General features: G+C 71.1%; 8 protein-coding genes. 3 read left to right on the forward strand and 5 right to left on the reverse strand.

Translation table 11 applies throughout. The annotated features are described in order from the left end of the window. Positions 1 to 240 precede the first annotated feature (240 nt). From ABZ863_RS27160 to ABZ863_RS27180, 5 genes are all read right to left on the reverse strand, one after another. Entirely contained in the window at positions 241 to 912 is a 672-nt protein-coding gene (locus tag ABZ863_RS27160; protein WP_358541069.1) for an FMN-binding negative transcriptional regulator, read from the reverse strand. Positions 913 to 932: 20 nt separating this feature from the next. Next, positions 933 to 2,456, reverse strand: a complete 1,524-nt coding sequence (locus tag ABZ863_RS27165) for an FAD-dependent monooxygenase (protein ID WP_358541072.1) — start codon at positions 2,454 to 2,456, stop codon at positions 933 to 935. Between the two features lie 15 nt (positions 2,457 to 2,471). Continuing rightward, on the reverse strand, positions 2,472 to 3,599 hold the full coding sequence (locus ABZ863_RS27170) for a hypothetical protein (protein WP_358541075.1): 1,128 nt from the start codon (positions 3,597 to 3,599) through the stop codon (positions 2,472 to 2,474). A 70-nt stretch (positions 3,600 to 3,669) separates the two neighbouring features. Next, complete coding sequence (locus ABZ863_RS27175) at positions 3,670 to 4,608, reverse strand: ketoacyl-ACP synthase III (RefSeq protein WP_358541077.1); 939 nt, start codon at positions 4,606 to 4,608, stop codon at positions 3,670 to 3,672. Further along, positions 4,605 to 4,853 (reverse strand): phosphopantetheine-binding protein, encoded by a 249-nt coding sequence (locus ABZ863_RS27180; RefSeq protein ID WP_358541080.1) that lies wholly within the window; start codon positions 4,851 to 4,853, stop codon positions 4,605 to 4,607. The genes ABZ863_RS27175 and ABZ863_RS27180 overlap by 4 nt, the downstream gene beginning before the upstream one ends. A gap of 341 nt (positions 4,854 to 5,194) precedes the next feature. Between ABZ863_RS27180 and ABZ863_RS27185 the strand changes: the two genes are divergently transcribed. The 3 genes from ABZ863_RS27185 to ABZ863_RS27195 all read left to right on the forward strand — a co-directional run. Further along, positions 5,195 to 5,410 carry an MbtH family protein gene (locus ABZ863_RS27185; RefSeq protein ID WP_358541083.1) on the forward strand — a complete coding sequence of 72 codons (216 nt, stop codon included), beginning with the start codon at positions 5,195 to 5,197 and terminating at the stop codon, positions 5,408 to 5,410. Positions 5,411 to 5,544: 134 nt separating this feature from the next. Then, positions 5,545 to 6,732, forward strand: a complete 1,188-nt coding sequence (locus tag ABZ863_RS27190; protein WP_358541085.1) for an NAD(P)/FAD-dependent oxidoreductase — start codon at positions 5,545 to 5,547, stop codon at positions 6,730 to 6,732. A 28-nt stretch (positions 6,733 to 6,760) separates the two neighbouring features. Continuing rightward, a partial coding sequence (locus ABZ863_RS27195) for an amino acid adenylation domain-containing protein (RefSeq protein ID WP_358541087.1) occupies positions 6,761 to 12,765 on the forward strand: 6,005 nt, incomplete at its 3' end.

Raw genomic sequence — 12,765 nt, forward strand, 5'->3', positions numbered from 1 at the left:
TCAAAACCACCAACCGTGCGCGAAGTCACCGGCTGGATCATGACGCATCCCGACCACCTGTCCACCGGCGCAGCGGTGACTCTGAACGGCATCATCAACAGATCCGACGACCTCGACCGTGAGCTTCCCCCTATGCCGCTTCTTGCTGGGGCTGTGGTCGCACGGCCAACCACCCACCAGCCGCGTTCCCAACCTCTCAGGTCAGTACAACTAGGTGCTGGCCGCCTGCGGGTGTCGGCGTCAGCCGTCGGCGCGGGGCCGGGAGCGGGGCGTTGAGGGCAGGCAGCCCATCAGGCCCGCCATCGCGCGGTAGTGGGGGCTCGCCCGCCCGCCGAACGAGCGTTGTACCCGCTCGCGGACCTCGGTGCTCTGTTCCTGGCTGAGCTTGAACATGCCCTCCGTGCCGGTCACGTGGACGCGGAACGCGCCGACGGCGGGCAGGATCTTGCGGAAGTAGCCGATCGACTCGGTCATGTCCCAGTCGCTGCCGAACCGGCTCTCGAAGGTGCGCACGGTGGCCATGACCACGTCGAGCGTCTCCTCGATCGGTTCGATCTTCTGGACGGTCCCGCGCACGTGGACCGAGGTGAAATCCCAGGTCGGCGCCGCCGGGGTGTACTCGTAGATCGTCGGTGTCACGTATCCGTGCGGCCCGGTGAACGTCAGCAGCACGACGCCGCCGTCCGCCAGCGCCGACCAGTGCGGGTTGCGCCGGTTCAGGTGGCACAACAGGGCACTGCCCGCCAGGTCGGCCGAACCGGTGTCGAACGCCTCCGGGATCGCCACCAGGTGGGTGGCGAACGGGGCCGCTCCCGGCGGGCCGTTGCTCGTCAGCAGTGCCAGCGGGTTGTTCCTGATGGTCTCGATCAGCCACGACGTGTCGGGCGGGCGGTACGGGCGAGGTACGAACATCGGCATCTCCCGGCAGTGGCTCATCGCGGCAGGGCCGCGCCGAACCAGGTTGTGAGTGCGGTCCGGAGCGCGGTGGTGTCGGGCGCGCCGTCGGTGGCGGCCGCCCAGGCGACATGGCCGTCGGGGCGGACGAGGAGTGCGGCGGGAGCGGGGATCTCGCCGCACCCCGGGACGGGCCAGTGGTCGTCCTCGCTCCGCGCCTCGACGAGGTCGACGCGGCCGGCCCAGCCCTCGGCGGCCGCCGCCACGTCGGCGCTGCCGCGCAGGTCGAGCAGTACGGGACGGGCGGCGTGCAGCAGTTCGTGGAGACGGGTGGTGCCCTCGGGCGTCTTGAGGTCGGCGTCGGGCACCCGGCGGCCGGCCAGCGCGTGATCGCCGTCGGCCGGGTACCGGATGTCCAGTGCGGTGAGCATGCCGCGCAGATACCGGTTGACGTCCTCGAATTCGACGAGCGAGGCGAACACGTCCCGCAGCGCGTCCGTCTGGGGACCGGGGCGGACCAGCGCCACCTGGGCCTGGACATTGCGCAGGACGCGCGCACCCACGGCGTGGCGCTCGTCGTGGTAGCTGTCCAGCAGGGTGTCCGGCGCCTCGCCGCGCACCACCGAGGCGAGCTTCCACCCGAGGTTGACCGCGTCCTGGACACCCACGTTCAGCCCCTGCCCGCCGGACGGGTAGTGGATGTGCGCGGCGTCGCCCGCGAGCAGCACCCGGCCCTCCCGGTACCGCGCGGCCTGCCGGGCGGCGTCGCTGAACCGGGAGACCCACCGCGGGTCGCACATGCCCCAATCCGTGCCCGCGAGCCTGATCAGCGACTCCTGGAGCTGCTCGAACGTCGCGGGCTCGTCGCGGTCCGGGACGCGGTCGAACTCGGAGGTGATGATCCGGTGCCAGCCCGGCTCCAGCGCGAACACCGAGACGTGGCCGCCATGACAGCGCCGCATGAAGATGTAGTCCTCGGGCAGCCCGGGCAGCCGGACGTCGCCCAGCAGCCCGGTCATCGTCGCCGGTGTGCCGGGGAAGGCGATGCCCGACAGCTTGCGCACCGCGCTGCGGCCGCCGTCGCAGCCCACGAGGTAGCGGGCGCGCAGGGGAGCGGGTGCCGTGCTCAGGTCGACGTTCACGCCGGCGCCGTCCTGGCGGATTCCGCTCACCTCCGACAACCAGCGCACCCGCACGCCGAGTCCGGCGGCCCACTCCTCCAGCAGCTGCTCGATGGCGGACTGCGGGAGGTTCAGCGGGTAGATGTGCCGGGACTCGGACTCGTCGAAGTCCAGCCACAGCCCCGAGAAGTGGCTTACCGGCTGCCGTTCGCCAGCTGCCAGGAACCGGTCGAGGACACCGCGCTGATCGAGGACCTCCAGGGTGCGGGCGTGCATCCCGCCCGCTCGCGACTCGCCGGTCCGGCCCGCGAGCCGGTCGGTCACCACCACCTCGACGCCCGCCAGCCGCAGCTCACAGGCGAGCATCAGGCCGGTCGCGCCGGCGCCCGCGATCACCACGTCCGCGTCCATCCCGGCGTCTCCCACGTCGGTTCCCTCCATCCACCGTCGGGCTGCTCAGAGCGGGTTCACGCGGTACATCGGGAAGTACGACCCGATCCGGTCGTTCGCGTAGTCGTCGGCCAGCTCGGGCACCCGGTCGAAGTCGTAGACCACGTCCGGCCCCTTCGGCGCGATCCAGCCCTCGGCCTCCTGGAAGTCCCGGATCCCCGGTGAGTCCGGCAGCCGCCACACGTGCGTGTGCACGTGGATGTGGCGGGCGATGGACTCGGCGCCACGCAGGTGCGACAGGCGCATCCCGGCCTTCCAGCCGCATGTGGTGACGACTCCCTCGCGGCCGAGCGTCTTGAGGGTGACGTCGTACAGGGGCTCGCCGATGTTGTCCACGAAGATCGCCACCCCGTTGCCGTCACCGAGCTTCCCGATGACTTCGAGGAAGTTCTCGACCGAGGTGCGGCGCCGCTCGTGCCGGTCCCGGCCGGCCCGTTCCCGCCTGCCGGGCAGCGCCAGGTCGGGGAACTCGCGGCGGTCCACCGGCGTGATGTCGTGCTCCCGCAGGAGCGCGACGCGCTCGTCCGAGCCTGCCGTCATCGCCACCCGGAAGCCGGCCCGCTTGGCCAGCGTCAGCTCGGCGAACGACACCCCGCCGCCCCACCCGAACACCAGGTGGTTCGCCGGATCGTCGTCGGCCACCTGCGTCCGCCAGCACCCGAACGCCTTGCGCCAGTTGTCCCACGCGGTGAAGTACCGCCCGTACGCGGCCCACTGGGACAGCGAGTACGCCGTGCCGTCCGGGACCGGCAGCAGCAGCCGTGCGTCCACCTTCGTCCGCTTGGCCAGCAGCCCGACGGTGCCGGGGCAGTCGTAGGCGTACACGAGTTCGGCGTAACCGAAGCGGTCGAGCCTGCCGAACGGCATGACCAGGCACAGGTCGCCTTCCCGGAGCTGGACGGCTCCGCTGTCCGCGTGGACCTCGAGCACGCGCACCACGCCCATGTTGCCGAGGACCACCGGGTCCTCGCCGCGGCTGGTGCACACGTCGATCGGCGAACGGGCCAGCGCGTGGCCGATGTTGGCCTCCCAGGAACCGAGGATCGGCTCCACCAGCGCCTCACCCTCCGCCAGCGCGCCGAAGGTGAACCGGTCGCGCCGCAGCACGCCGCCGCGGTCTCGTGCGCCGGCCACCGCACCGGAGTCCAGTACCCAGGCATCTGACGAGTAGATGGCGACCTCCCGTGATCGAGGACCCGCGCGGTCAGGGGTTCGTGGCGTCCGGCACCCGGTAGTCCACCGAGACCCCGCCCCACGCCTCACCGGCGCCATAGGCCACGGCACCGAGTCGTCCCGCGGTGGGGAGCGAACCGGCGTCGAGCTCCTCGGCGAACGCCAGCGGAATCGAGGCGGACGACGTGTTCGCGACGTTCTCGATCCGGTTCACGAACCGCACGCCGAGAGGGGCGACGATGCCGCGGACCTGTTCCAGGATGCGGGCGTTCGCCTGGTGGCCGACCAGGACGGTCGGCGCGGGGCCGTGGTCGAACAGGTACTGCGCCGACTCCGCCATCCGGCGCACGGCGTGGACGAACACCTGCGGTCCGTCGAGGTGGATGCCGCCCGCGTCCGTCTCCCGGATGAGCCCGTCCTGGGTGCCGTCGCACCCGGCGACCTGGCGAAAGCCCGTGAACTCCGCGCGGTTCTCCAGCAGGACGCTCGCGCAGCCGTCGGCGAAGAGGAACGCGGTCCTCCCGTCCGTCCGGTCGACCATCCGGGACATGGCCTCCACCGCGCACACCAGTACCGACCGCGCCTGGCCGGCGTCACAGAGCGCGAGCCCGGAGATCAGCCCGTAGACGAAGCCGCAGCAGGCCGCGTTCATGTCGAAGGTGAGCACCGAAGGCCCCAGCCCGGCGAGGTGCGCCACCCTCTGCGCGACACCCGGGAGGCGCTGCTCGGGTGTGGTGCTGACGATGATGAGGGCGCCGACCGAGAGCGGGTCGGTCATCCTGGAGACGATCGGCGCGCAGGCCTCGGCCGCCACTTCCGCGAGCGGGGCGTCGTCCGGCAGCCAGGACCGGGACACGATGCCGGTGCGGCGCCGGATCCACTCGTCCGTGAGACCGATCGGTTCGAAGTGGTCGTTGTCGATCGTCCGGCCCGGCTTCGCGGTGGCGATGTCGACGATGCCCGCACTCATCCCTGGGACGCCAGCTTCGCGAAGTAGGTGCTGAAATCGTCGAGGAAGGCGAAGCCCGCGGTCTTCGTCAGGTCGGCCTTGAGCTGGAGCGTGCGCTCCAGCTGTTCGTGCAGCTCGATCAGGATCAGGGAATCGAGGTCGAGCTCGGCGATGGGCCGGCTGAGGTCGTCGGGGCCCAGCGAAGGGTCGTGTTCACGCAGTTTCGCCAGCATGGTGTTCATGATGGTGCTCTCGATTTCGTTCATGTTTCTCCGTCCACGTGACTGGGTGCTCGAATCGCCTCGGTGAGGACGGGATTGGCTGAAACCCGGAATTGCGCAGGCTCATTCACGGGCCATTGCCCGGAAACAGTGGCACAGCACGCCGTTGAGGGACAAGCAAGCGCGGGCGACCAGGGGTTTCGGCGATTCCGTGTCCCTTGCCGCATCGGCGGCCTGCTCATACGGTCCGCTACCGGGGCATCGCCCTTTCCCGGGTGCCCGCGGGTGCCCGGTGTCCCGTCGACAGGACGCAGGCCGGCGACCGCCCGGACCTGGCGAGTCACCCGATTCCTCCCGAGTCCCCGTGATCCTTAAGGACGGTGGCAGTGAGCACGAACCCCTTCGATGACGAGAACGGCCGCTTCTACGTCGTGGTCAACGACGAGGACCAGCATTCCCTGTGGCCTGTCTTCGCCGAGGTGCCGGACGGCTGGCGGGTGGTCTTCGGCGAGGCGGCGAGGGCCGAGTGCCTGGACTACGTCGAGCGCAACTGGACCGACCTGCGCCCGAGGAGCCTGCGGGAAGCCATGGCGGCGGACTGAACCGGACACTCGTCCCAGCGCCATCTGGTGCCGCGAACTCCAGCGTGATGACATATCGGTCGACGACGACTTCTTCGCGTCGATTTCCGCGTACATCGAATCCATGGGAAAAAGCGGCCCGGTAAGAGAGGGCAATGTACGACGTAATTGTCATTGGTGCCCGGTGTGCGGGCTCGCCGGCGGCCATGCTGTTCGCCCGGCAGGGGTATCGCGTCGCGCTGCTGGAGAAGGCGCGGTTCCCCCGGGACACGCTGTCCTCCCACTACATCCACCAGCCGGGGGTGGCGCTCCTCGACCGGTGGGGGCTGCTCGACCAGCTCCGCGCGGCGGGCTGCCAGCCGATCGACCACCAGAGCTATACCGCGCCCGGGGTCCGGCTGGACGGTTTCTCCCTGCCGGTCGACGGCCACCGGACGACCTACGCGCCGAGGCGGTACGTGCTCGACCCGATCCTCGCGGCCGGTGCCGTGCGGTCCGGCGTGGAGTTCAAGGACTCCTGCACGGTCGACGACCTGGTCTTCGAGAACGACCGGGTGGTCGGCGTGCGGTACACGACCCCCGGTGGCGTCGCGGCGACGGACCGGGCGCGGCTGGTCATCGGCGCGGACGGCATGCGGTCGCTGGTGGCCGGCAAGACCGGTGCGCGGAAGGTCATCGAGCACCCGCGGCTGACCTGCACCTACTACAGCTACTGGGCCGGGGTCCCCGCGCACTTCGAGCTGTACGAGCGGCCGGGGCGCTGGATCGGCCTCACCCCCACCAACGACGACCTCACGCTGATCATGACCTATTTCCCGCAGAGCGAATTCCCCGAAGTGCGCACCTCGGCGGAAACCGCCTACCTCGAAGCCGTCCGCGCCACGGCCCCCGAGTTGTACGAGCGGATGTCGGCGGGCACGCGCGTGGAGCCGCTGTACGGCACGGGGCACCAGGAGAACTTCTTCCGCAAGGCCTTCGGGCCCGGGTGGGTGCTGCTCGGTGATTCGGTGCACCACAAGGACTCCATCACCGCCCGCGGGATCACCGACGCCTTCATCCAGGCCCAGTCGCTCACCGACCACATCGGGGAGCGGCTGCACGACGACACCGCGCTCATGACGGCGCTGTCGCGCTACGAGCGCGACCTGGACGACAAGTTCGACAACCTCTACCAGGCCGCGCTCAACGTGGCCGAGCTCAAACCCGAGAGGCAGTCGCAGATGCTGCGGAAGCTGGCCGGTCACCAGGACCTGATCGACCGGTACTTCTCGACGGTGTCGGGATCGTGCTCCTTCGACGACTTCTACAACACCGAACTCTTGACCGTACTCGATCAGAGCTGACCAGCGGGCCTGTCGGTTTGGAGACCCAATGATCCCCTTGTCGTTCGCGCAGCGCCGACTGTGGTTCGTGGACCGGTTCGAAGGACCGTCACCGACCTACAACGCCGCTTTCGCCCTGCGGCTGACCGGTGAGCTGGACGTGGGCGCGCTGGAGTCGGCACTGCGCGATGTCATCGACCGGCACGAGATCCTCCGAACGGTGATCGTCGAGGACGACGACGGGGTCCCGTACCAGGAGGTGCGGTCAACCGGGCAGAAGCCGTTCGAACTGCCGGTCGTCGAGGTCGCGCCGCACGAGCGGGCGGCGGCCGTCGACGAGCTGGCCACCGGGACCTTCGACCTGGCCGCCGACCTGCCGATCCGCGCCAGGCTGGTGCGGTGTGGACAGCGCGAGGACACGCTGGTGCTGGTGGCACACCACATCGCCGTGGACGGGGAGTCCTTCGGGGCGCTGTTCCGCGATCTCGCCACCGCCTACACCGCCCGCCGGGAGGGCCGGGCCCCGGCGTGGGAGCCGCTTCCGGTGCAGTACGCGGACTACGCGCTGTGGCAACGGGAATTGCTCGGCGACGAGTCCGACCCGGACAGCCTGTCGGCCAGGCAGCTGGCGTACTGGCGGCGGACCCTGTCCGATCTGCCGCAGCCGCTGGCCCTGCCCACCGATCGCCCGCGCCCGAAGGCCGTGAGCCACCGCGGCGACATGGTCCCGTTCGCCATCGACCCGGACCTGCTCCGGTCCGTGGAGAAGCTGGCCGTGCGCGCGGACACCACGATCTCGATGGTCATGCATTCCGCGCTGGCGGTCCTCCTGTACCACCTCGGCTGCGGTGACGACGTGCCCATCGGCGCACCGATCGCCGGTCGCACCGATGAGGAACTGCGGGACCTCGTCGGATTCTTCGTCAATACCTGGGTGCTGCGCGTCGACCTCTCCGGGAACCCCACGTTCCGCCGGCTGCTCCAGCGGGTGCGTGACCGGGCCATCGCCGCGTACGACAACCAGGACGTGCCGTTCGAGCGTTTGGTGGAGCTGCTGAACCCGGACCGGTCCACCGCTTACAACCCGTTCTTCCAGGTGATGCTCTCCTGGCAGCCGCCCGTGCCGGAGGTGGAGCTCCCCGGACTCGAGGCACTGGCCGAGCGGATCGAGACCGGAACGGCCAAGTTCGACCTGTTCTTCGACCTGCTCCCGAACTCCTCGGGCGGGGCGAAATGCCGGCTGGAGTACGCCACCGACCTGTTCGACCGGGACACGGCCGAACGCCTCGCGCACCGGTTCGTCCGCGTGCTGGGCCAGCTCGTGGCCGACTGGGAGCGCGGGATCGACAGCATCGACGTGCTCGACGCGGCCGAGCGGGACCGGATGCTCACCCAGGTCCGTGACAGCGCCACGACCAATGGCACGGCCAACGCCGCTCTCCTGACCGGGCGGACGATTCCGGAGCTGTTCGAGAGCCAGGTGGCCAGGACGCCGGGCGCCCAGGCGATCGTGTGCGAGGACCGGACGCTGACCTACCGGGAGCTCGACGACCGGGCCAACAGCGTCGCGTGGGAGCTGATCCGGCGTGGGGCCGGGCCGGAGGACTTGGTGGTGCTGGCGTTGCCACGCACGGAGGACCTGGTGGCCGGCCTGCTCGGAATCCTCAAGTCCGGTGCCGGGTATCTGCCGATGGACCCGCGGCATCTCAGCGGGCGAGCGGAGGGTGTGCTGTCCGAAGCGGCTCCGCGGTTCGTGGTCACCGACACCGAAACGTGGCAGGACCTGCCGCGGAACGACATCTCCACGGTCAACGTCGACGACCGAGCGGAATGGGACCCGCCCGACAGGGCGCCGGGCGACGCGGACCGAGCCTCGCCATTGGGTCCGGACAACCTGGCGTACGTGTTGTACACCTCCGGCTCCACGGGCCAGCCGAAGGGCGCGGCGATCACCCAACGCGGCGTCGTCGACGGGGTGCGGGAGGTGGTGCGCGTGCTGGACGCACCGCCGGGGTGGCGGATGATGTCCGGCACCTCGGTGAACTTCGACGTCTCGGTCATCGAGCTGCTGTCCACCCTGTCCACCGGTGGCACCGTCGAGCTGGTGCCGGACCTGACGGTGCTCGGCGAGCGGGACACCTGGGACAGCCACGTGCTCAGCGCGGTCCCCTCGGTGCTCGGCGAACTGGTCGGCCGGCTGGAGAAGACGACCAGTGTGCGCGTGGTCTTCTTCGGCGGTGACCTGCTCCCGGCCCGGCTGGTGCGGCAGGTACGGCAGGCACTGCCCGGCGTGCAGGTCGTCAACGGCTACGGCCAGAGCGAGAGCTTCTGCGCCACCGCGTTCTCCCTGGCGGCATCCGAGGACTGGGTGGACGGCGAGGTCGCGCCGATCGGTACCCCACTGGGGAACATGTGCACCTACGTGCTGGGCCCCGGCCTCGCCCCGGCGCCGCGGGGCGTGATCGGTGAGCTGTACGTGGCGGGGACCTGCCTCGGCCGCGGTTATCACGGCCGCCGGGACCTGACCGCCGAGCGGTTCGTGGCGAACCCGTTCGGCCCCGCGGGCGAGCGGATGTACCGCACGGGCGACCTGGCCCGCTGGAACGCGCGTGGTCAGCTGGAGTGCGTCGGCCGGAGCGACGGCCAGGTCAAGGTACGCGGCTACCGCGTCGAAACCGCCGAGGTCGAGGCGGCGTGCGCGCTGCACCCCGGGATCAGCGAGGCGGTGGTGGTCACCCGGGAGGTTCCGCCGGGCGGGCGGCGGCTCGTCGCGTACGTGGTGCACATCGGCGAGGGAGGCGTCGGCGCCGACGGCGCCGGTGGTATCGGCGATGTGGACCTGCAGGCCGGGGTCTCGGCCGCCGAGCTGCGCCGGTTCGTCGCGGCGCGGTTGCCCGACTACATGGTGCCGTCGGCCTTCGTGGTCCTCGGCCGGATACCGCTCGGGCCGACCGGCAAGCTGGACCGCTCGGCACTGCCCGAACCGGATTTCGTGGGCGAGGCCTACCGGGAGCCGCGGACCGACGCCGAGGCGATCATCGCCGCGGCCTACGCGGACGTGCTCGGGGTGGATCGGGTCGGTGTCGACGACGACTTCTTCGCGGTGGGCGGGGACAGCCTGCGGTCGATCCAGGTGGTGGCGCGCGCCCGGGCCCGGGGCCTCGACCTGACCACGCGGGAGATCTTCGAGTACCGCACGGCGGCCCGGCTGGCCGAGGTGGCCTCCGCCCGCCGGGACCGGGTGCCCACGCTCGCGGAGTACGAGGGCGGTGGCGTCGGCCCGATGCCCTTGCCCCCGGCGGCGCGGCTGGTCTTCGAGCACGGCGGCGGTATGAACCGGTTCGCCATGGCGATGACGCTCGAGCTGCCCACGGGGATCGACGCGGGCGGGCTGGCCGCGACGCTGGACGCCGTGCTCGACCGCCATGACCTCCTGCGGGCGCGGCTGGTGCACGGCGACGAGTTCTCCCTCGTCGCGCGTCCGGTGGGCGCCGTGCGAGCGGCGGACCTGATCCGCCGGGTTCCCTGCGACGGCCGATGGGACACGCCGTCCTCGCTGGAGGCGGCGAAGGTGGAGCTGGACGAAGCGGCCGGGCGACTCGACCCGGCAGCCGGGCGCATGGCCGGCTTCGTCTGGTTCGCCGCGGAGTCGGGTGCGGGCAGGCTGCTCGTGGTGTTGCACCACCTGGTGGTGGACGGTGTCTCCTGGCGGATCCTGATGGCGGACCTCGCCGAGGCGTGGCAGCAGGTCCGGGCCGGCCGGACACCCGAGCTGCCCGCGGTCGGGACGTCGGCGCGGCGCTGGTTGTCGGCGCTGCGGGCCGAGGCCCTCACCCCGGAGCGGGAGGCGGAACTGGCGTACTGGCGGGACGTGCTCGCCGCCCCGAACCCCCCGCTGGGCACGCGGGCGGTCGACCCCGCGGTGGATCTGATGTCCACGGTCGACAGCGTGCGGGTGCAGCTGCCTGCCGAGGTCACCGAGGCGGTGTTGACCACGCTGCCCGCGGCGTTCAAGGCCACCGGGACCGACGTGCTGCTCGCCGCGCTCGCCCTGGCGGTCAACCGCTGGCGCGACGCGGATCGCTCGATGCTGGTCCGGTTGGAGGGGCACGGCCGGGAAGAGGTCGTCCCCGGGGCCGACCTCTCCTGGACCGTCGGGTGGTTCAGCAGCCTGTATCCGGCCCGGGTCGACCCGCGGGGGGTGGACCTGGCCGACGTGCTGGCGGGCGGCCCCGCGGCCGGGAAGGCGATCAAGCTGGTCAAGGAGCAGTTGCGCCGGATCCCGGACAAGGGCATGGGGTACGGGCTGCTGCGCTGCCTGAACCCGGAAACCGCAGCGCGCCTCGCCGAGTTCCCGTTGCGCCAGCTCGGGTTCAACTACCTCGGCCGGATCTCCGGCACCGACCTGCCCGAACACCTGCGCGGGGACGGGTGGGGACCGGCCTCCTGGTCCGCCGAGCTGGTCCCGGCGCCCGACCCGGACCTGCCGGCGTTGTCGGCGCTGGAGGTCAACGCGGTCGCGACGGACACGGCCGACGGCACCCGGCTGCAGGCGGCCTTCCTGTTCCCCACCGGGGTGCTGTCCCGCGAGCGGACCGCCGAGCTGGCCGAGCTGTGGGTCGAGGTGCTGCAGGGCATGGCCGCGCACGCCGCACGCCCGGACGCTGGCGGGCTCACGCCCTCGGACGCCCCGCTGGTCTCGGTGCGGCAGGACGAGATCGAGGCATGGGAGGCACGCTACGGCCGGCTGGCCGAGGTGTGGCCGCAGACCCCCGGGCAGTCCGGCATCCAGTTCCAGGCCGCGTTCGCCGACAGCACCTTCGACGTCTACCACATGCAGTTCGTGCTGCGCCTGTCCGGGCACGTGGACCCGGCGCGCATGCGGTCGGCCGGCGAGGCGCTGCTCGACCGGTATCCGAACCTGCGCGCCGCGTTCGTCACCGGGGCCGGTGGTGATCCGGTGCAGGTGGTACCGGAAAGCGTGGCCCTGCCGTGGCGGCACCTCGATCTGACCGGTCACGGCGAAGCCGAGCAGGACGCGGTCGTCGACCGGTTCCTCGCCGAGGACCGGGCCGATCGGCTCGATCCCACCCGGCCGCCGCTGCTCCGCCTGGCCCTGTTCACCTGCGGACCGCGGCAGGCGAAACTCGTCCTCACGGCGCACCACACCCTGCTCGACGGCTGGTCGTCCTCGTTCGTGTTCAAGGATCTGATCCGGCTCTACGCCGCGACCGTGGAGCTTCCCCCGGTACGGAGCTACGGCGACTACCTGGCCTGGCTGTCCACACAGGACCGGGAGGCATCGGCCGCCCGGTGGACCGCCGAGCTCGCCGGACTCGACCAGCCGACCCTCGTCGCCCCGAACGTTCGCCGCCAGGAGGCGGCTTCCGCCATCGGGAAGGTCGAGGTACCGCTGTCGCTCGAGAAGGGGCGTGAACTCGCCCGGCGCGCCGCGGAACTCGGGGTCACGCTGAACACGCTGCTGCAGGGCGCGTGGGCGGTACTGCTGTCGAAGCTGACCGGGCAGCGGGACGTGGTGTTCGGTGCCTCCGTCAACGGCCGCCCGACGGAGCTGGCCGGTTCCGACGAGATGGTCGGCCTGTTCATCAACACGCTGCCGATCAGGGTGTTCTGCCTGCCGGGGCAGAGCGTGGCCGACGTCATCACCGAGTTGCAGGACCGGCAGATCGCGCTGCTCAACCACCACCACTACGGGCTCCCCGACATCCAGCGCGGCACCGGGCTGCCCGTGCTGTTCGACACCTTCGTCGGGTTCGAGAACTACCCGATCGACCGCGCGGGCCTCACCGAGGCGAACACCTCGGCCGGGCTCACGATCGACGCCATCCGGCCGATCGCGGGTGCGCACTACGCGCTCGCCCTCGGCTCCGTCGACCCCTACCTGCGGCTCTGGCTCGACTACCAGAACAACCTCTACGACCGCGAAGCGGCCGAGGTGATCGCCGCGCGGCTGGTGCGGGTGCTGGAGCAGGTGGCGGTCGACCCGCTCGTGCCGGTCGGGGCGATCGAGGTGCTGTCGGTTCAGGAGCGGGA

It is taken from the genome of Saccharomonospora sp. NPDC046836, assembly GCF_040645195.1.
Taxonomy (GTDB): domain Bacteria; phylum Actinomycetota; class Actinomycetes; order Mycobacteriales; family Pseudonocardiaceae; genus Prauserella_A.

Coding starts and splice junctions, on each gene's coding strand:
- ABZ863_RS27180 (WP_358541080.1), bottom strand. CDS start 4,853: ATGAACGAAATCGAGAGCACCATCATGAACACCATGCTGGCGAAACTG.
- ABZ863_RS27190 (WP_358541085.1), top strand. CDS start 5,545: ATGTACGACGTAATTGTCATTGGTGCCCGGTGTGCGGGCTCGCCGGCG.
- ABZ863_RS27175 (WP_358541077.1), bottom strand. CDS start 4,608: ATGAGTGCGGGCATCGTCGACATCGCCACCGCGAAGCCGGGCCGGACG.
- ABZ863_RS27165 (WP_358541072.1), bottom strand. CDS start 2,456: ATGGAGGGAACCGACGTGGGAGACGCCGGGATGGACGCGGACGTGGTG.
- ABZ863_RS27160 (WP_358541069.1), bottom strand. CDS start 912: ATGTTCGTACCTCGCCCGTACCGCCCGCCCGACACGTCGTGGCTGATC.